Source organism: Bacteroides sp. PHL 2737 (assembly GCF_004115325.2).
Taxonomy (GTDB): Bacteria; Bacteroidota; Bacteroidia; order Bacteroidales; family Bacteroidaceae; genus Bacteroides; species Bacteroides hominis.
The window spans coordinates 2,120,860-2,142,910 of record NZ_CP040630.1 but is presented as its reverse complement, the minus strand read 5'-3'; the positions used below and the strand labels follow the sequence as shown (position 1 = coordinate 2,142,910).

The 22,051-nt window shown below is 46.3% G+C and carries 11 protein-coding genes; 10 read left to right on the top strand and 1 reads right to left on the bottom strand.

The genetic code is table 11. From position 1 onward, the window contains the following. Window positions 1-19 precede the first annotated feature (19 nt). The 4 genes from DBK98_RS08730 (at window position 20) to DBK98_RS08715 (ending at window position 7,414) form a co-directional block, all read left to right on the top strand. Window positions 20-1,657, top strand: a complete 1,638-nt coding sequence (locus DBK98_RS08730) for a RagB/SusD family nutrient uptake outer membrane protein (RefSeq protein ID WP_005810142.1) — start codon at window positions 20-22, stop codon at window positions 1,655-1,657. A 75-nt stretch (window positions 1,658-1,732) separates the two neighbouring features. Beyond that, window positions 1,733-3,208: a DUF6057 family protein gene (locus DBK98_RS08725; protein WP_005810145.1), complete on the top strand. Its 1,476-nt coding sequence runs from the start codon at window positions 1,733-1,735 to the stop codon at window positions 3,206-3,208. A gap of 11 nt (window positions 3,209-3,219) precedes the next feature. Next, window positions 3,220-4,656 carry a PD40 domain-containing protein gene (locus DBK98_RS08720; RefSeq protein ID WP_005810147.1) on the top strand — a complete coding sequence of 479 codons (1,437 nt, stop codon included), beginning with the start codon at window positions 3,220-3,222 and terminating at the stop codon, window positions 4,654-4,656. A 106-nt stretch (window positions 4,657-4,762) separates the two neighbouring features. After that, a complete protein-coding gene (locus DBK98_RS08715; protein ID WP_005810149.1) occupies window positions 4,763-7,414 on the top strand; it encodes a glycoside hydrolase family 3 protein in 2,652 nt (883 codons plus the stop codon). 58 nt (window positions 7,415-7,472) lie between these two features. Here DBK98_RS08715 and DBK98_RS08710 read toward each other — a convergent pair whose 3' ends face one another. Continuing rightward, on the bottom strand, window positions 7,473-8,369 hold the full coding sequence (locus DBK98_RS08710; RefSeq protein WP_005810151.1) for an AraC family transcriptional regulator: 897 nt from the start codon (window positions 8,367-8,369) through the stop codon (window positions 7,473-7,475). A gap of 137 nt (window positions 8,370-8,506) precedes the next feature. Here DBK98_RS08710 and DBK98_RS08705 point away from each other — a divergent pair, with 137 nt between their 5' ends. The 6 genes from DBK98_RS08705 (at window position 8,507) to DBK98_RS08680 (ending at window position 22,040) form a co-directional block, all read left to right on the top strand. After that, the gene (locus tag DBK98_RS08705; protein WP_005810153.1) at window positions 8,507-9,886 is read left to right on the top strand and encodes a sugar porter family MFS transporter; all 1,380 of its coding nucleotides are present in this window, start codon (window positions 8,507-8,509) and stop codon (window positions 9,884-9,886) included. A gap of 13 nt (window positions 9,887-9,899) precedes the next feature. Next, window positions 9,900-13,193: a DUF5107 domain-containing protein gene (locus DBK98_RS08700; protein WP_005810157.1), complete on the top strand. Its 3,294-nt coding sequence runs from the start codon at window positions 9,900-9,902 to the stop codon at window positions 13,191-13,193. 126 nt (window positions 13,194-13,319) lie between these two features. Further along, a complete protein-coding gene (locus DBK98_RS08695; RefSeq protein ID WP_032537155.1) occupies window positions 13,320-16,091 on the top strand; it encodes a glycoside hydrolase family 2 protein in 2,772 nt (923 codons plus the stop codon). Between the two features lie 182 nt (window positions 16,092-16,273). Next, window positions 16,274-18,541 (top strand): glycoside hydrolase family 95-like protein, encoded by a 2,268-nt coding sequence (locus DBK98_RS08690; protein ID WP_005810164.1) that lies wholly within the window; start codon window positions 16,274-16,276, stop codon window positions 18,539-18,541. A 1,102-nt stretch (window positions 18,542-19,643) separates the two neighbouring features. Next, on the top strand, window positions 19,644-21,038 hold the full coding sequence (locus DBK98_RS08685; RefSeq protein WP_005775661.1) for a Gfo/Idh/MocA family protein: 1,395 nt from the start codon (window positions 19,644-19,646) through the stop codon (window positions 21,036-21,038). Window positions 21,039-21,149: 111 nt separating this feature from the next. Beyond that, the gene (locus DBK98_RS08680) at window positions 21,150-22,040 is read left to right on the top strand and encodes a YitT family protein (RefSeq protein WP_032531179.1); all 891 of its coding nucleotides are present in this window, start codon (window positions 21,150-21,152) and stop codon (window positions 22,038-22,040) included. Window positions 22,041-22,051 lie beyond the last annotated feature (11 nt).

Genomic DNA, 22,051 nt, shown 5'->3' with positions numbered 1-22,051 from the left:
CCCTCAATACTATAAAAATATGAAAAAGAATTACTTATATATATTTGCAACAGCCCTTATAGTAGGGTTCAGCTCTTGTAGCGACTTTCTGGATCGCTATCCTCAGGAAGAGCTTTCTGATGGTAGCTTCTGGAAAACGCCGGATGACGCAAACAAAGTAGTCTCAGACCTCTATGGCTATCTGTCTACATGGGATCAAGACAACGACATTAATTCAGACAATGCCACAATGGGTATCAAATGGGCTGCAGGTAATATTTCCAAAGGAATTTATGACCCGGCAGACCAAGGTTGGAGCGGTGATTATGCAAATGTCCGTCAGTGTAACTTGATTCTTTCAAAAATAGACGAGATTCCTGATTATCCTGAAGCAGATAAAACCAAAGCACTCGGACAGGTATATTTCTTCAGAGCGTATATTTACTTTAATCTGATCCGTTCATTCGGAGACGTTCCATACATTGATAAACCTCTGGACTTAAAAGACATGGAAGGAATCACACGTATGCCAAGAGCAGAAGTATATGAGAAAGTCATGGCTGATTTTGACAGAGCAATTGCTGCCCTTCCAACAGAATGGCCTGCTTCTGACTATGGACGAATTACTAAAGGAGCCGCTATGGCAATGAAAGCAAGAGCTGCTTTATACTACGGAAATTGGGATGTAGCTGCCAAAGAAGCCAAAAATGTAATGGATTTAGGCTTGTATGAACTTTATGATAAAGACAATACAGGCAAATATGCTGAACTTTTCTGGGAAAAAGCCGATGGTTGTGACGAATTCATACTTGTTACCCAATTTAACTACCCGGACAAAACTCACTACCTGATGGGGTGGGAATGTTTCCCTACAAAAGGTTGGGGTGGCATGAACCCCACTCAAAGTCTGGTGGACGCATTCGAAGATAGTGAAGGCGCTCCGATCAGTAAATCTAAAATATACGATTCAACAGATCCATTCAAAAACCGTGACCCACGTTTGGAGGTAGACATTTTGCACGATGGTGAGGAAATGTATGGCGTAACAATAAAAGTCGCTCCTTTGGCTTCAAGCGGTAGCACAGGCATCAACCAACATAATGATGCTACAGAAACCGGATATTATGGCCAGAAATGGCTGGACCCAAGTTTAGATCCTCAGTCTGATGGCTGGAACATGGGTAAGGACTGGGTACATATCCGTTATGCTGAAGTACTCTTAACTTATGCTGAAGCCATGAATGAACTTAAGGGATTGGATCCGGCTGCATTTGATGCCGTCAATCAGGTAAGACGTCGTGTAGGTATGCCTGAACTTCAGAATACGGATGCCAGCAAGCCTACTTATTGTGCTACTCAGGATGATCTCCGTCAACGTATCCGTAACGAATGGCGTGTAGAATTTTGTCTGGAAGGCGGAAAACGTATGTGGGATATCCGTCGTTGGGGAATTGCCAAAGACGTATTGAATGCACCATTCGAAGGATTGAAATATAAGATTGTAGACAACCCGAATGATCCCGACAAAAAAGTAGATGGTGGAAAAATGTGTATCCTTTATCAGGGAGAACCGATTAAGTTGGTAGGAAGCAGATACTCGGACAATAACTATTTGTTCCCTGTACCGCAAAGCGAAATTGACTTGAATCCTGCTCTGACACAGAATCCGGGTTATTAATAATAGTGTTTAGACAATGGGGGCATTCCAATCAGGGAGTGCCCTCATTTCTCTTATTATCTTGCATCTATACTTATGAAGCGGTTACCATACCTACTTTTTTTACTACTTTTCATTACCTATTTCCTTTGTTACCAAGGGGTACTTTCACATGTGATTTATTATCACGAACAACACCATTTGTTCCTGTTCTCTAAAGAATACTTCTTCAAACAAATTCATACGGAAGGGTTGATCGCATATCTGAATGATTTCGTCGTTCAATTCTTTTATATACCCATATTGGGAAGTGCAATATTATCCGGGATATTGGCGGGAATATATCTGTTGACGCACTATTCTTTCAAAAAAATAACAGGACAAACAGACCTGTTACAATTATCCTTGTTTCCCTCTATATGTCTTTTCATTTATACAATGCCTGTAGATCATTCATTAACACCTGTCGTGGGAGTTTTCTTGGGGCTTTTGTTACTTGCCGGAATTAATCTCTTCATAACCAAACAATGGAAATGTTTCATCCGCATTCCATGGATTAATGTTCATGGAAATAAAAAGAATATGGCAATTTCCACAATTTTTATAATCATATATGCCATTGCCGCATGTTATATATTCGTACAATCATATAATATGCCGGAACGCATCATGTTGATGGCTGAGAAAAGCGTAAAAGAGAGAAATTGGGAAAACACATTGACACAAACAGAAAAATATATAAATTCAGGGAGAACCAATCAACTGATCTCCTATTTTCACAACCTGGCTTTATATCACACAGGAAAGCTACCTTACCACCTATTTGATTATCCACAAAAATTAGGAGTCAAAAGTCTGTACTTCCCATGGAATAGTGACAGCCGTGAAAGCGAATATGGACATTTCATTTATGAAGACCTGGGATATATCAACGAGGCACAACGGTGGGAGTTCGAATCGATGGTTGTCTGGGGAGAGACCGCTCCGCACCTGATTAACCTGGCACGGTATAACATAGCCAATAAACGTCCCAAAGTGGCACAGAGGTTTATCAACCTGCTTAAACAATCTCTTTTCTACAAGAAAGAGGCCGAAGCATTGGAGAAATGGCTACCGACAGGAAATGTTCCCGGGTTGAAAGTATCACCCGGCAAGACCTCCAACACACCTGTACGATTCGCGAATGTTATAAATATAGGACCGGAACTGCAATATCTGTGCGAACAAGACTCAACAAACCGGATGGCTTTCGAATATCTGATGGGTAACTTACTGTTGAGCAACAATGTCATACGTTTTGTGAATAACCTGAAGTTCATACATAATTTCGATTACCCTCAAATGCCACCCGCTTACGAAGAGGCACTCTATATCTATAAATTAGGAGTAGGCGAAGAAACTTTTTCAAAATCAGGTTTCACTGTAAGCGAACAAACCGAAAAACGATTCCAACAATATTATGGTTTATATAAAAACAGAGAAATGCAGAGACTGAAATCGGAGTTTGGAAACACCTATTGGTACTATCTGAACTTCATCAGTCCCTATGGAGATAAAATCATTAAGAATTAATCTGCACTGATATGAAAACTACCTATATTCTTTTTATGATGGCTCTTGCCTGGATACTACAAGCCTGCACAGAGCAATGTCAAAGGCCGGACTTATATACAGATAGTATTCCCTGTATATACCCGGATTATACAGGAGTCACCTTCCCGGTTAATATTGCTCCGCCAAATTTCATTATCAAGGAAGAAGCTGATGTTTTTCAAACAGAAATTGGTGTAGAAAAAGTGACAGATATTCTATATACCAGCAAGCAACCGGAAGTGATTATCCCATCCAAAGCCTGGAAAAAACTTCTCCAAAAGGCAGCCGGAAAGGAAATCTTTATTCGAATCACCCTCCTGAAAGATGGAAAATGGACACGCTTCGCAGATATTACAGATACCGTTTCTAATGAAATGATAGATCCATACCTCGCCTACCGGCTACTCTACCCGGGATATGAACTCTGGAACGAGATGGGAATCTATCAACGAAACCTGACTAATTATGAGGAAACTCCCATAGCGGAGAATAAAGCATTTGAAAAACAATGCATAAATTGCCATACGTTCAACCGGAACTCGCCCGAAACCATGATGATACATGTACGTGGAAAATCGGGAGGAACACTGATATCAAAGAATGGAAAAGTAGAAAAAGTTAATACAAAACCGGAAGGGGCCAAGAATGGGGGAACCTATGCGGCCTGGCATCCTTCAGGAAGATATATCGCATTCTCTATGAATGAGATACAACAGTTCTTCCATTCATCGGGACAAAAACCCATCGAGGTGTCAGACCTGGCCGCCGACTTGATGGTATATGACACGCAAAAGAAAACGTTCCTCACGGACTCCCTGATTTATGGGGATAAATACATGGAGACATTTCCGAACTGGACACCGGACGGGAAGATGCTGTACTTCTGCCGTGGAAACGCTTACAAAGAAAAGATGCCGCTGGACAGTATTCATTATGACCTATGCCGGATTGGATTCGACCCCGAATCAGGTAAGTTCGGGAGCTTGGAATGTGTATATAAAGCTTCGGAACAGGGGAAGAGCGTGTCTTTTCCAAGAGTTTCTCCGGATGGCAGATACCTGATGTTCACTCTATCTGATTATGGTAACTTTTCTATCTGGCATCCGGAAAGCGAGCTTTGCCTTTTAACGATAGATACCGGAGAGATACGGCTTTTAAACGAAGTAAACAGTGATGACGTGGAAAGTTTCCATACCTGGTCGTCATCCGGAAAGTGGTTCGTATTCAGCAGCAAACGACTGGACGGACTTTGGGCACGACCATTCTTCGCCAGTTTCAATCCGGAAACAGGAAAAGCGGGAAAACCGTTTTTATTGCCGCAGAAAGATCCGCGTTTCTATGATACGTTTACTAAAACGTATAATTTACCGGAGCTGATTAAAGAACCGGTGCGTAACGGAAATGAACTGATAAAAGCTATACATTAATTTAACACACTTTACCCCGAAAGAGAGGGCTTTCCATTTTGCAGTAAGCCCTCTTTTTTAGAACTTTGCGACATCACTCAATAAACATTTAATTCAAAGAAAACACATGAAAAACATTTTCCTTACCTTAAGTTTGGCTATCGGATTGCTTTTACCTTGCAATCTGTATGCTCAAAGCCAGTATCCGTTCCAAAACACGACATTATCTACCGAAGAAAGAGTAAATGACCTTATCGGACGTATGACCCTTGAAGAGAAAATAGATTTGCTTGCCGGATACAACGATTTCTATCTGCACCCGTGCGAACGATTGGGAATACCGGCATTCAAACTGGCTGACGGTCCGTTGGGCGTTGCCTCCTGGGGATTGTTCGGACGTGCTACCGCATTTCCATCGGCACTTTCTCTGGCTGCCTCATGGAACAAAAATCTAGCAGAAAAGACAGGAGCCATGTATGCCCAGGAATGGCGTGCGAGAGGTATTCATTTTCTTTTAGCTCCGGGAGTAAACAACTACAGGGCTTCCAAAGGAGCCCGTAATTTCGAGTATTTCGGCGAAGATCCCTATCTGACATCCGAAATGGTAGTCCCTTTTATTAAAGCGGTACAAGACGGAGGAGTAATCGCCACCATAAAACACTTCGCAGCCAACGATCAGGAGTTTGACCGCTATACAGTCAGTACGGAAGTATCCGAACGCGCGCTGCAGGAAATTTACCTTCCACCTTTTAAAGCTGCCGTACAAAAGGCAGGTGTCAAAGCCGTCATGACAGGTTATAACCTGGTAAATGGAGTATATTGCACTGAAAACAAACATCTGATCGATATTTTAAAGAAGGACTGGGGTTTCAAAGGCATGTTGATGTCAGACTGGGCTTGTACCTACTCTGCCGAAAATGCTGCAAACTACGGTTTGGATCTTGAAATGGGCAGCAACGACTGGTTCACCCGCAAAGAACTTCTCCCACTTATTAAAGAAGGAAAGGTTACAGAGGAAGTGATCAACGATAAAGTACGCCGTATTTACGGAGCCTGCATCTCAATGGGATTTTTTGATCGGCCTCAGCAAGACACCCATATCCCGACTTTCAACCCACAAGCCAATCAAATGGCATTGAATGCCGCCTGTGAAGGTATCATCCTGTTAAAGAACGAACAAAACACATTACCCATCCGCCAACCTAAAGTAATTGCCGTGATCGGTCCTACAGCCAATCCGGCGATTGTTTCGGACAGAATATACAATGTCAACAGCATTGTGTATGGCGGAGGTGGAAGTTCTAAAGTTCACCCCTGGTATGTCGTTTCAGCATTAGAGGGTATCTGCCAGGAATTTCCGGCAGCAACAGTATATTACACCGAAGGAATATCCAACCAGTTCAAACCCCGGTTGTTCCGTAACAGTAAGTTCCGTACCAAAGATGGCAAACCCGGACTGGAAGCCAGTTATTATGCATTGTCATCTGACAGTTCTGCTATACTCTCCGACAAAATGATCCAGCAACAGGCAGTAGCTGCCGGAAGAACAGTAAACAGCAATCAACCGGGCAACACAGCATCCGGAAACGGTAAAGATGAAAACGGACTGATCATTCGCCGTATCGACCGCACAGTAAATTACGAATGGTGGGGATACCCTTTCAACGAGAGCAAATTGGGAAGTGACTACCGGATATGTTGGGAAGGATACGTGGATGCCGAGAAGACAGACAGCCTCCGGTTCTTTGTCGATGCACAGGGAGCGTATCGCCTGTGGATAGACGGAACATTGGCATTGGACGCTTCCCGGTCTCAATCGTTCGACGTACGCAATATTGCCGTTTCAGTACGGAAAGGAGATACCAAACACGTTCAACTGGAATTCTGTAACCAACGCAGCACCCCGGCAGAGATCCGGATGGGATATGCTTATCAAAGCGATATTGACTTTTCTGAAGCAAAGCGACTGGCCGAGAAAGCCGATCTCGTGGTGTTCTGTGCCGGATTGGACGGAAGCATCGAACTGGAGGGGCGCGACCGACCGTTCGATTTGCCTTATGGACAAGACCTGCTAATCGAGGAATTGATTAAAGTAAACCCCAAACTGATAGTAGCCATTCATGCCGGAGGCGGAGTGAACATGACCCGGTGGATCAATCAGGTACCCGCTGTAGTACATGCCCTCTATCCCGGGCAGGAGGGTGGACACGCATTAGCCCACATTCTTTCGGGCAAAGTAAATCCGTCAGCCAAACTCCCGTTCACAATCGAAAAAAAATGGGAAGATTCGCCGGCATACGGGCACTATGATGAAACCCGAAAAGAAAAGAAGGTATATTATACAGAAGGAATCTTCACCGGTTACCGAGGATACGACGAAAAAGGTATCGAACCTCTTTTCCCATTTGGATTCGGACTCTCGTATACCACTTTTGATTATACGGACCTCAATATCCGTATTACAGATAAAAAACAGAAGAAAGTCACAGTTTCATTTACCATAACCAATACCGGGCAGCAAGACGGATACGAAATTGCCCAACTTTATGTACATGATATACAGTCTAAAGAGCCCCGTCCACAGAAAGAATTAAAAGGCTTTGACAAGGTATATCTGAAGGCAGGAGAAAGCAAACAGGTAGAGATCGAACTGGATGAAGACGCATTCCGGTATTTCAATGCCCGACAAAACCGTTGGGTATTTGAGAAAGGAGAGTTTGAAATCCTGGTAGGTGCCTCTTCCAGAGACATCAAACTGACAGGAAAGATCAAGATATAATCTTTATCGGTTGACGGGGAAAAGCGATAACCGGCTTTCCCCGTCAGCCTGATCTCTTCTATCCTTTTTTCACCTTCTTATATTCTCTGGGAGACATACCCATTATCTGGCTAAACAGCCGTGAAAAGTAATAAGCATCTTCAATACCTACCCGATAGCATACCTGATTCACTTTCATATCCGTAAAATCGAGAAACTGACAGGCTTTCTGAATCTTGATCTGATTGAAATAACTCAATGGTGCATAGCCCGTACGTTTCAAAAATAAATTAGAGAAGTACGAAGGCGAATATCCTGTATAATCTGCCAACTCGGCTAAAGTCAGCTTCTTACCCAAATTCTCCTTCATATAATGAATGGCTGCACTAACGGGATCCTCCTCACCCATCAGGCGGTGTTCTGAAAAAGCCTCCCGATACTCCCTGAGATAACGTAAGGAACCCAGATAATGATGAAATACAGAACTGGCATACGAAAGATTCTCCAGACTGTACCCCATTTTCAGTACCCGAAATATTTCCTCAAACAATTCTGTCCGGTAACTGATTCGCGAATGCATTCCCGGCTTTATTTCCGTGAGCCGGCAAGTTCGGTGCGTACAATAGAGTGAAGCCAGTGTTCCCCCGAAGTGAATCCAATAAATTGTCCATGGTTCTTTTTCATCGGCGCCATAGGCATGAGGGAGTCCTGCCGGAAGTATGAAGTATTGATTGGGAGCTACCGGGTGCTTCTGCCCATCCAGGCTGAACCACCCCCTACCCTCCGTACAATAGATAAATACATATTGGTCAATCGGAGCATCCCGTTCCCGAAAATGATTATAAGCCTTTGGATAATAGCCTATATCGGTAATATACAGTACAGAGGTCGCAGGCTCTGTCTTCATACGTTGTACAATGGCCGGAGGCAATACCAATGCCTGTTCGCCGAGAAAACCGTCTTTTTGTTTTGCCATACTAACAGATTCATAGATTCACGTCACAAATATACATATAAAAAAGAAAGATAGTCCATCTTTTTAGCTGGTTTCTCTATTTATTTTCACCTCCAAACCCGCTTACTTTGCATTAATCATTTAAACCATTTAATAACATGAAACAGACACAAGGCTATTTACTACTAATCTGCATCGTCTCAGCTATGGGCGGGCTGTTGTTCGGCTATGATTGGGTTGTCATCGGTGGAGCTAAAATCTTCTACGAACCTTTCTTCGGAATTGAAAATTCAGCAGTTCTACGCGGCTGGGCCATGAGCAGCGCATTGATAGGCTGCCTGGTAGGGGCTTTGCTATCGGGTGTCTGGAGTGACAAGTACGGACGTAAAAAGATGCTCATCATAGCCTCCTTCCTGTTTGCGCTTTCAGCTTTAGGTACGGGAATAGTCGATAGTTTTTCCTATTTTATCTTCTATCGCATTGTAGGAGGACTGGGTATCGGCATCGCATCCAACGTTTCCCCCGTCTATATCGCAGAAGTTTCCCCTGCCCATGTACGAGGTAAATTCGTATCACTCAACCAGCTTACCATCGTATTAGGCATTTTACTGGCGCAACTGGCAAACTGGCAGATAGGAGAATACTATACACACGGTTCCGACGTACTGAGTGACACCAGTATAGAGTGGGCCTGGCGATGGATGTTCTGGGCAGAACTGATTCCGGCAGGAATCTTCTTTCTATTATCATTCGTCATCCCTGAAAGTCCCCGCTGGCTGGCTACTGTCCATCAACAGGAGAAAGCACGGAAAACACTGATGCGCATCGGAGGAGAAACCTATGCCCGGCAGACCCTGGAAGAACTGACACAAGTAACCCGGGGGCAAGACGGAAAACAAGATTACGAATGGAAAGCTGTCTTTCGCCCGGAAATGCGCAAAGTGCTGATCATCGGCATCGTCCTAGCTATATTCCAACAATGGTGTGGCATCAATGTAATCTTCAATTATGCACATGAAATCTTTTCATCGGCCGGTTATGCCGTTTCCGATGTGTTGATGAACATTGTAGTGACCGGAATCACCAATGTGATATTTACCTTCGTAGCCATCTATACAGTGGATAAATGGGGACGTCGCACCCTGATGCTTATCGGTTCTGCCGGATTGGCGCTGATTTACCTGACACTGGGAACTTGCTACTTTCTGGATGTAAGCGGTCTGCCCATGCTCCTGCTGGTAGTGCTTGCCATTGCCTGCTATGCCATGTCACTCGCTCCGGTAGTCTGGGTGGTTTTATCCGAAATTTTCCCCGTGAAAATACGAGGTATGGCCATGGCCCTCTCCACCTTCTTCCTTTGGGTAGCTTGCTTTGTACTGACCTATACCTTCCCCGTTTTGAATGAAAGTATAGGTGCCGAAGGTACTTTCTGGCTGTATGGTGGCATCTGTCTGGCCGGATTCCTGTTCATACGCCGGAAGCTGCCAGAAACCAAAGGGAAAACACTGGAAGAAATAGAAAAAGAATTAATCAAATAATCCATAAAATAAGATGAAAGAGAATGTAAAAGTATGGGAGGAGGACATCCTGCTCCCTACCTATGGCATCGGACGTCCCGAAAAGAACCCGATGTTTCTGGAAAAGCGTGTCTATCAAGGCAGCAGCGGAGTAGTATACCCGTATCCGGTCATCGAGAAGATTGAAGACACTTGTGAAGAGAAAAGCTATCATGCCGTATGGTTGGAAAATGAATACCTCAAAGTCATGATTCTGCCCGAATTAGGAGGACGCATCCAGATGGCTTTCGATAAAATAAAGCAACGGCATTTTATTTATTACAACCACGTGATAAAACCGGCTTTGGTAGGACTGACCGGTCCCTGGATTTCAGGGGGCATTGAGTTCAACTGGCCTCAACACCACCGCCCCAGCACATTCCTGCCGGTAGATTACAGCATTGAACAATGCAAAGACGGAAGTGTCATTGTATGGGTAAGCGAACGGGAACGGATGTTCGGCCAGAAAGGAACAGCCGGATTCACACTCCGCCCCGGCCGGGCTGTACTCGAGATACAGGGAAAAGTTTCTAACCCGACTCCTCTGCCACAGACTTTCCTGTGGTGGGCCAATCCGGCAGTAGCAGTCAACGCAGACTATCAGTCTGTATTCCCCTCGGATGTTAACGCCGTATTCGACCATGGAAAGCGGGATGTATCCCGTTATCCCATCGCTACCGGAACCTACTACAAGATGGACTATTCCGCCGGAGTGGATATTTCAAGATATAAAAACATCCCTGTACCGACTTCCTACATGGCAATCCGGTCCGAATACAACTTTGTGGGCGGATACGAAAACGACACCCAGGCAGGTGTTCTGCATGTTGCCAATCATCACATATCTCCCGGAAAGAAACAATGGACGTGGGGAAACGGAGATTTCGGACAAGCATGGGACCGCAATCTGACGGATGCCGACGGACCGTATATAGAGCTGATGACAGGAGTCTATACAGACAATCAACCGGATTTCAGCTGGCTGCAACCCTATGAAGAGAAGACTTTTACACAATACTTCATGCCCTACCGGGAACTGGGAGTTGTGAAAAACGCCTCCTCGGAACTCCTGATGAATCTGGAGCCCGAAGGAACAGAGAGCAGGTTAAAGCTCTTCGCTACCTCTGCCCAACAGGGATTACACATCGTAGTCCGGAAAGCAGGAAACATCTGTTTTGAACAAACCTGCGACCTCTCTCCGGAACAAGTGTTCGACAGACTGGTCCCCGTCAACGACCTTAGTGAAACAGAAGTCATCATCTACGATACCAACGGACGGGAGAAGCTCAGTTGGAGGGCTGAACCGGAAACTATCAAAGAGGTTCCGGAAGCAGCCCGACCCGCCCTCGCACCGGAAGAAATTAAAACAAATGAAGAACTCTACCTGACCGGACTGCATCTGGAACAATACCGACATGCAACTTATTGTCCGACCGATTATTATTTGGAAGCACTCCGCCGTGACAATGAAGACGCCCGTTGTAACAATGCCATGGGGCTGTGGCTTATACGCAAAGGACAGTTCGCGCAAGCAGAGCCCTACCTGCGGAAAGCGATTTCCCGACTGACCGAGAAGAATCCTAATCCGTATGATGGTGAAGCTTTCTACAACCTTGGGCTTGCGCTGAAATTCCAGGGAAAAAACGATGAAGCATACAATTCATTCTATAAATCGTGCTGGAACGCGACATGGCAGGATGCAGGCTATTATTCACTGGCTCAAATCTCCGTTTCACGCGGCAACTGGGAAGAAGCTCTCGGAGAAATTGAAAAATCCTTATTACGCAATTGGCACAACCTGCGCGGTCGCCATCTGAAAGCAATGATCCTCCGCCATCTTGAACGTCCGGAGGAAGCTCTTGCCTGGATAGAAGACTCCCTGAAAATCGACGCATTCAACTTTGGCTGCCTGTTCGAAAAATATCTGATAACCCGGGAAGAAACCGTACTGTCCCAACTCCGACACCTGATAAAACGCGGCGCACCCGACTACGAGGCATTAGTGCTCGACTATACCTCTGCAGGACGATTTGAAGAAGCACTGGCCGTTGCCGAGTCGGCTATCGGCCAACCCATCGGCGAACAGACTCTGCTGCACTATTACAAGAGTTGGTGCCTGATTCGTTTAGGAGAAACAGACAAGGCGCGAACAGCCATCAGGCTTGCTGAAAAAGAACCGGCCGACTACTGCTTTCCCAATGCCCTGGAAGCGATAGAAGCTCTTCAGTGTGTGGCTGACTTTATGGGAGAAGCCCCGAAAGCCCTCTATTATTTGGGAAATCTTTGGTATGACAAACGCCAGTATACCCCTGCCATCGCAGCTTGGGAACGTTCTTCGCGTGAGGACGAAACATTTCCTACCGTATGGCGTAACCTGGCTCTGGCCTACTTCAACAAATTGAATCGCCCGGAAGAAGCCGTCCTCTTGCTGGAAAAAGCATTCCGCTTGGATCCGACCGACGCCCGCGTACTGATGGAACTCGATCAGCTGTATAAACGGCTGAACCGCCCGCACACAGAAAGAATGGCTTTTCTGGAACAATATATGGATATCGTAATAACTCGTGACGATTTATATCTGGAATATGTCACCCTGCTGAACCAGACCGGACAATACAGGGAAGCCATCCGCCGGATCGATCAGCGAAAATTCCATCCGTGGGAAGGCGGTGAGGGAAAAGTTCCCGCACAATATCAGATAGCCCGCCTGGAACTGGCAAAGGAACTGATCGCGCGTAAAGAATACGATGAGGCACTCATCCGGATAGAAGAGTGCTACGCATACCCACCACATCTGGGTGAAGGCAAACTCCCTGGAGCACAGGAGAATGACTTCAATTATTACAAAGCCTGCATCCTGCAACAACTGGGCAAACAGAAAGAGGCACACGACCTGCTCCTCAAAGCCAGCATGGGAGACAGCCAGCCAGCCGCTGCCATGTATTACAACGACCAAAAACCGGACAAGATCTTCTATCAAGGACTTGCATTCCGAAAACTGGGACAAGAGAAAGAGGCACGCAGCCGCTTCAACAAATTAATCACTTATGGAGAAGAACATCTCTTCGACATATTCCGGATGGATTATTTTGCCGTATCTTTACCCGACCTTCTGATCTGGGAAGACGATATGGATAAGAAGAACCGCATCCACTGTAACTATCTGATGGCTCTGGGACATCTGGGACTGGGGAATACGGCAAAAGCCGAACACTTCTTTGAAGTAGCCGCTTCGATGGATAACAATCATCAGGGGATACAGATTCACCGGAAATTAATGAATATATAAAAGAAATGAGGCCTCACCACAGATTACACAGATTAGTATAGAACATTTAATCTTACCAATCAAAAAGAAATAAACGATTAATCTGTGAAAATCCGTGTAATCTGTGGTGAATAAAACCATACAATCATGAAAAAACCAAATCAAAACACCCGACATCGAGCCATCCTGATCCTGACCGGATGCCTGCTCGCCATGGCCATTATGGCACAATCGACAAAAAATGATGTCCTCGACCTGTCAGGTATGTGGCGCTTTCAACTGGACCCGATGGGATTCGGCAAGACTCCCGGCTCCGAGCTCTATCTGGACAAACTCTCGGAAACCATCATGCTGCCCGGATCGACGGACCAGGGTGGCAAAGGAATCAAAAACACCGCACGTTATGTAGACCGCCTGAGTCGAAAATTCGAGTATCAGGGGGCTGCCTGGTACCAACGGGAAGTAGTGATCCCCGAGGACTGGTCCGACCGTGAGATTTACCTGAAACTGGAGCGTTGTCATTGGGAAACAACTGTCTACGTAGACGATAAGGAAGTAGGTGTCATGGAGCACCTGAGTACTCCAAACACATTCGTACTGACTCCGGTGCTCAGTCCCGGCATCCATACGCTGACCATTTGCGTAAACAATACGCTCAAATATCCAATGGATCAGTGGAACCACGGAACTACCGAATATACACAAACCAACTGGAATGGAATAGTCGGTGACATTTCACTGTATGCCAAAGAAAAAGCGCACGTCCGCCGGATTAATGTATATCCCGATGTGACAGCAAAAGAAGTGGAAATAGCAGTACAGCCCGCCCCCCTGAAGCACGGGCAAACGGGAACGCTGGAGCTATGTATCCGGGAGAAAGGGGGCAAAGTGATAGTTCGCCAGAGCATGAGTGCAGATAGCCTGCAGGCACATGCCGGCATTCGGCAAACCCTTCCGATGGGTAAACAGGTGAAACTCTGGGATGAATTTACACCTTATTTATATGAGCTTGAGGCCAGCTGGAACGTAGATGGCAAGACAGACACCCAAACCCGGACTTTCGGCATGCGAAATGTGGAACAAGGCAAGCATCACATCCGTCTGAACGGAAGAGACATTCACTTGCGCGGAGTGCTGGACTGTGCGGTTTTCCCTCTGACCGGCTATCCGTCGACAAACGTCGATGACTGGAAGCGTATCTTCAACACCATCAAGGAATATGGAATGAACCACGTACGTTTCCACTCCTGGTGTCCGCCGGAAGCCGCATTCGAAGCGGGCGACGAAACAGGCATGTACCTCCAGGCCGAACTCCCCATGTGGATCAAAGACGTGGGCAAATATCCTGCCCGACGCGATTTCTTCGAAAAAGAGATGTATGCCATTCTCGACGCTTATGGCAATCATCCCTCTTTCATCCTGATGTGTAACGGAAACGAAAATGAAGGTGATTTTGCCGTATTGGAAGATCTGGTGAAAAAAGCACAGGCTTATGACAACCGACGTCTTTACAGCGCCTCAACCGCCCGCACACACACTCCCTCGGATCAATATTATGTGTCGCACGTCACTTCGAAAGGATGGATCACCGTATACGAAGGGAAACCCTCGACTGACTGGGATCGTTGCAAGGAGTCGGACATCGATGTTCCGGTGATTGCCCACGAAACGGGACAGCGCTGCATGTACCCCAACTTCGAAGAAATAAAGAAATATACAGGCGTAGTCGAAGCACGCAACTTTGAAGTGTTTCGCGAACGACTTGCCAGAAACGGCATGTTGCATCAAGCCGATGATTTCTTCAAAGCAACCGGAGCACACACAGTGCTGCAATATAAAGAGGTGAACGAATCGTTGCTGCGCACTCGCAATTCCGGTGGTTTCCAATTATTGGGACTGGCCGATTTCCCGGGACAGGGCAGCGCTTTTGTCGGTATCCTCGATGCCTTTTGGGAAAGTAAAGGCCTCGTATCCCCCGAAAAGTTCAGAGAATCGTGTGCCCCTACCGTGCTTCTGGCACGCCTGCCCCAACGTACTTTCAAGACCGGAGAGAATCTGAAAGCAAAGATGGAGATTTACCATTACGGCAAGAATGCCCTGAAAGACCGGAAACTGAACTGGACATTGACAGGAGAAGATGGAACCGTGTACCGTAAGGGAAGCCTGAAAGTAAAAGAAATACAACCCGCCACGGTAGATTCGCTTGGGATCATCGAATTATCTCTGAATGGTGTGGAGAGTGCCCGCAAGCTGACACTGAAGGCTGAATTGGGAAGTTGTCGCAATGAATGGGACGTATGGGTATACCCCGAACAGCCAAAAGTTGAAGAGACTAACTTTATCTACACCCGTACCTGGAATGACAAGACCAAACAGTGGCTCGACGAAGGAAAGAGCGTACTGTTGATCCCCGAAAAGTGCCAAGGACGCAAAGCACACTTCGCCAGCCACTTCTGGAATCCGATTATGTTCAACTGGAACCCGATGATCGTAGGTACACTGATCGATAACGAGCACCCTGCTTTCCGCGATTTCCCCACGGGAAACTATGCTGACTGGCAATGGTGGGATATCCTTAACTATTCGACAGCTCTGAAACTGGACGAACTGAAAGAAATCACTCCACTGATACAAAGCATCGACTCTTATGAAACCAACCAAAAGCTGGGAATCTCGTTTGAGGCGAATGTAGGAAAAGGAAAATTGTTCGTGCTCTGCGCCGATCCTGAAAAGAAAATCGGTGAAAGGCTTGCCATGCAGCAGTTGCTAACCTCTGTCCGGAATTACGTTTCATCCGATCGTTTCAAACCGGAAAGAAGTTTGCCTGTCTATCAGTTGGACGCACTCCTTGCTCCGGCAGCCGAAGAGAAATCCAGAAATAAAGGAAGCAAAGCGATCGAACTGTTGTTGAATAAATAATACCGTCCGACAGCCGCCGGACCCGTTTATATCCGGACGAAGGTTCGCCGCATAGCCGGAGCATAGACTAAAATTTATTAAAAGAATAGCAGCCTCCCTATGGTGACTGCTATTCTCTTTGTATTCATTATAATAGCACAAGTCTGAAAGTAAATCATCGTAAACCATTCTTTTTTAATATTATGAAAATCAAACTACTATTGCTACTTTGTTGTGGTCTGTGGGGCAGTTGCAGCTCGTACGACTACTGCCCGGTCACTCCTTCGGAGAGTGACCTTGTATTCACCGGACTTGCCCGATCGTGGGACGAAGCGATGCCTCTGGGCAACGCCACCGTCGGCGCACTGGTATGGCAACGCGACTCCTCCCTGCGCCTGTCACTGGACCGGACCGATCTATGGGACTTGCGCCCGGTAGACAGCCTGTCGGGAGATAACTTCCGCTTCTCCTGGGTAAAAGAGCACATCCGCACAAAAGACTATCTGCCCGTACAGAAAAAACTGGACTGGCCTTATGACATGAACCCTGCCCCATCCAAAATCCCCGGAGCCGCAATCGAGTTTCCATTGGAAAAGATAGGCGCTCCCACCCAAGTACGACTTTATCTGAATAATGCCCTGTGCGAAGCGAACTGGGCAGACGGAACACAGATGCAGACTTTTGTTCATGCCACCGAACCGGTCGGATGGTTTGTATTCCGTAACCTAAGAACTCCGATAGAGCCGTCTATCCTTACCCCCGTATACAATAAAACGAAACCGGACGGCAGCCTCGATCCGGTTTCGGGACAGGATCTCCACCGACTGGGCTACCAGCAAGGAGAGACAGTCCGCGAAGGCAACCGGATCACCTATCACCAGAAAGGCTACGGAGACTTCTGGTATGACGTAGTTGTGTGTTGGAAACAGGAAGGAGAAACCCTGTACGGTACTTGGAGCGTCACCTCTTCCCTATCCGGCGAAAAAGCAGCCGAAAAAGCAGAAGCAGCCCTGCAACGTGGATTAAAACAGGATTATCAGGCACATCTGGAATATTGGAACAAGTACTGGGCACAATCATCCGTTACTCTGCCCGACTCCATTTTGCAAAAACAATACCAGAACGAAATGTATAAATTCGCCTCTACCACCCGCGAACACTCCTATCCCATCTCCCTGCAAGCCGTATGGACAGCCGACAACGGAAAACTCCCTCCCTGGAAAGGGGACTATCACCACGACCTCAACACACAGCTGAGCTATTGGCCCGCCTATACGGGCAATCACCTGACGGAAGGCATGGGATACCTGAACACCTTATGGAACCAGCGGGATACATACAAGCGCTACACCCGCCAGTATTTCGGAACCGAAGGTATGAACATACCGGGCGTCTGCACCCTGACAGGAGAACCGATGGGGGGATGGATACAGTACTCCATGTCGCAGACAGTGGCTGCCTGGCTGGCACAGCACTTCTATCTGCACTGGAAATATTCGGCAGACCGCACCTTCCTCAAAGAACGTGCTTACCCCTTCCTTAAAGATGTGGCAATCTACCTGGAACAAGTCTCCGAAGTCACCCCCGAAGGAGTACGCAAACTGGAATTCAGTTCAAGTCCCGAAGTATTCGACAACTCCCTGCAAGCATGGTTCAGCGACATGACCAACTACGACCTGGCAATGATGCACTTCCTCTTTAAAGCAGCCGCCGAACTGGCTCACGAACTGAATCTGACAGACGAGTCGTCCCACTGGGCAGCTTTAGAAGCCCAATTGCCGGACTACGATGTGGATGAAGAAGGTTGCCTCACCTTTGCCAAAGGATATCCTTACAATGAATCGCACCGCCACTTCTCCCATGCCATGGCCATTCACCCGATGGGACTGATAGACTGGAGCGACGGAGAAAAGTCACAACACATCATACGGGCCACCCTGAAGCGGCTCGACGAAGTGGGGCCGGACTACTGGACAGGCTATTCGTACAGTTGGCTTGCCAATATGAAAGCCCGGGCATTCGACGGCAAAGGTGCGGCACAGGCCCTGAGAACCTTTGCTGAATGTTTCTGCCTGAAAAACACCTTCCACGCCAACGGTGACCAGACCAAAAGCGGCAAATCCCGTTTCACTTACCGCCCCTTCACGCTCGAGGGTAACTTTGCTTTCGCATCGGGCATCCAGGAGATGCTGTTGCAAAGCCATACGGGCACGATACGCATCTTCCCCGCACTGCCCGAAGAGTGGAAAGATGTATCGTTCGAAGGACTGCGTGCGATGGGTGCATTCCTTGTCTATGCACAGATGGAAGGCGGAGAAATCACCCGTGTACGCATCTATTCGGAGAAAGGCGGCATGTTGAAAATAGCCCGCCCCGGCACACTGAAACCGGATAAAAACTATACATTGTCCGGTCCGGATATTCTCAACATAGATACTCAGGCAGGCGAATGGATTGAGTTGAAGCCCTGATACATTCTGACAAGAAGGCAGCAATGTATATTTATTATCATTTTGTATTTTCTACCCGGTGTAGCCTGCGCTATATCCGGGTAGTCTTCTTTCCGATGAATAATATCACCCTCTCCGGCGATTACATTTTTTCAGGTTATCACCCTTTCGGCTGATTTCGGATCAGGGCACTATCCTTTCCGGTCCAAACATTACATTATTTCTTGCTATGCCCCCGAACAGGAACATTCTGACACTCTAACGACGGTAGCCTGCACCGGGCTAAAAAATAAAAAGAAAGCCGAATCAGGATAACGATTGCTCTCTTCCTCCCCAATGCCGCCTCGGTTTTAATGAAACGGAGCCTTGGTTTTAAACCAACGCCGCCTTCCTTTATTAGAAACGGAGCCTTAGTTTAAAAGCCTCAATGCATATATATAGAAGAATTCACGCCATCTACGCATACTTTTGCGGTTCATATTCATTTTATATGCAGTTCTGCTCTCCGGTTCAACTATTTCACACCGATTGCAAGTCAACAAAAGACAGGATATACTATCAGAATCATACTATTCAGAATATTCTGCTTTCAAAAGTAAAAAGCGGCTTTAAGGTTTATCATTTATTAAAATATTATAAAATTAAGCTATAACACAGAGGGTCACTCCCCAATGATGTGTATTTATAACGTATATCAAAAAGTAAATCATTGCTCGAGCAACCAAACGAAAGAAAAGAATCTCATAACAAAGAAACAGAAGAATGAATAAAAGAGTTGCAACCCACAACACACTACACGCTGCATTATATACCCCGGAAAAACATTGCACTACCGGGTTCAAACAACTTGTAAAAGATGACATTACCAGGATTTTGCAGAAAGCAAAACCAGCCTGCTGCAGAGATGGCATCTTCCATTCAACAACGGAAGTGACCGTCTCTGCAGGCTGACAGGATTTATCCTGTTATAATAACAACCGGAATATCTATGAATTAAAGATGTAACAGAGAACGTTTTAATCGTATAAAAGATAAGAGTTGTGAAAAGTATTCTTATCTTTGCACGAGAAATGAAACACTATTATTAACAACAATTTTATTAACTAATCAAATCTTATCAAACATGTTTAAACATCTAAATGCCCTGTTTATCGGACTTGCATTGTTTGCTTGCACTTCGGGTGCAGTAGCACAAACCATCAAGCCTATCGAGACTCCAGTGCCTGTACGTCCCGCCGGACAAAAAGACGTAGTCGGACTGACTGCTCCTAAACTCGACGTGGTACGTGTCGGATTCATTGGCTTGGGTATGCGTGGACCGGGTGCAGTAGAACGCTTCACTCACATCCCCGGAACACAGATCGTAGCCCTTTGCGACCTTATCCCCGAACGCGTAGCCGGTGCACAGAAAATCCTGACCAAGGCAAGCCTGCCTGAAGCAGCTTCTTACTCCGGTAGCGAAGATGCCTGGAAAAAACTTTGCGAACGTAACGATATCGACCTCGTTTACATCGCGACTGACTGGAAACATCACGCACAGATGGCTATCTACGCCATGGAACACGGCAAGCACGTTGCCATCGAAGTTCCTTCGGCAATGACCATGGACGAAATCTGGGCGCTGATCAATACCTCTGAAAAAACTCGTAAACACTGTATGCAGCTTGAAAACTGTGTATATGACTTCTTCGAACTGACTACACTGAACATGGCTCAGCAAGGCGTATTCGGTGAAGTGCTTCACACAGAAGGTGCTTACATCCACAACCTCGAAGACTTCTGGCCATACTACTGGAACAACTGGCGTATGGATTACAATCAGAATCATCGTGGCGATGTATATGCCACTCACGGTATGGGCCCGGCTTGCCAGCTGCTCGACATTCACCGTGGTGACAAAATGAACTACCTCGTATCTATGGATACAAAGGCTGTCAACGGTCCGGCATACATCAAAAAAACAACCGGCAAAGAAGTAAAAGATTTCCAGAACGGTGACCAGACTTCTACACTGATCCGTACGGAAAAAGGTAAAACGATCCTGATTCAGCACAACGTAATGACTCCGCGTCCTTACAGCCGTATGTATCAGGTAGTAGGTGCCGACGGTTATGCAAGCAAATATCCTATCGAAGAATACTGCATGCGTCCGACTCAGATCGCTTCAAACGACGTACCTAACCACGAAAAGCTGAACGCACACGGCTCTGTACCCGCTGACGTTAAAAAAGCCCTGATGGATAAATACAAACACCCGATCCACAAAGAACTGGAAGAAACAGCTAAAAAAGTAGGTGGACACGGTGGTATGGACTACATCATGGATTACCGTCTGGTTTACTGTCTGCGCAACGGTCTTCCTTTGGATATGGACGTTTATGACCTTGCAGAATGGTGCTGCATGGCCGACCTGACCAAGCTTTCTATCGAAAACAGCTCTGCACCGGTAGCTATCCCTGACTTCACTCGTGGAGCATGGAACAAGGTGAAAGGTTACAGACACGCTTTCGCAAAATAATAAAACCTCTTTTTGACACGGGTTTCACGAGTCCTCCGGCAAGTAGTTCGCTACGCAATGCCGGCCGGTTCATGAAATCCGTGTCCGATTATAAGACTACACAACCCATCCATGAAGATGAAAATATCAAAGCCCTCTAAACAGGGAGTAATCAGAGAAACGAAAGACTACTTAATGATTGCCTTGGGAATGATCCTTTACGGCATCGGTTGGACTCTCTTCCTGCTTCCTAACGACATCACCACCGGTGGAGTGCCGGGCATTGCCTCTATTGTTTATTTCGCTACCGGATTTCCGGTTCAATACACTTACTTCGCCATCAATGCCGTATTGCTGATGGTATCCCTCAAAGTGCTGGGATTTCGATTCAGTCTCAAAACCATATTCGGTGTATTCACTTTAACCTTCTTCCTGTCTATCATCCAAAAATTAACGGCGAACGTAACCTTACTACACGACCAGCCGTTCATGGCTTGTGTGTTGGGTGCCTCTTTTTGCGGAAGTGGCATCGGTATTGCTTTCTCGGCCAACGGAAGTACCGGAGGAACAGATATCATTGCGGCTGTTATCAACAAATACCGCGACATCACTCTGGGAAGAGTCATGCTGATCTGTGACCTGATCATCATCTCCTCCAGCTACTTTGTATTGAAAGACTGGGAAAAGGTAGTTTACGGATATGTGACTCTTTATGTTTGCAGCTTTGTGCTGGACCAGGTGGTGAACAGTGCACGACAATCCGTACAATTCTTCATTATCTCCAACAAGTACGAAGAAATAGGCAAACGCATCAACGAATATCCACACCGGGGAGTAACCGTCATCAATGCAACCGGGTTCTATACCGGCAAAGAGCAGAAGATGATGTTCGTCCTGGCCAAGAAACGGGAATCAACCATTATCTTCCGGTTGATAAAAGACTGTGATCCGACTGCTTTTGTTTCGCAAAGCGCAGTGATCGGTGTATACGGAGAAGGCTTTGATCATATAAAAGTTAAATAAATTATCATTCT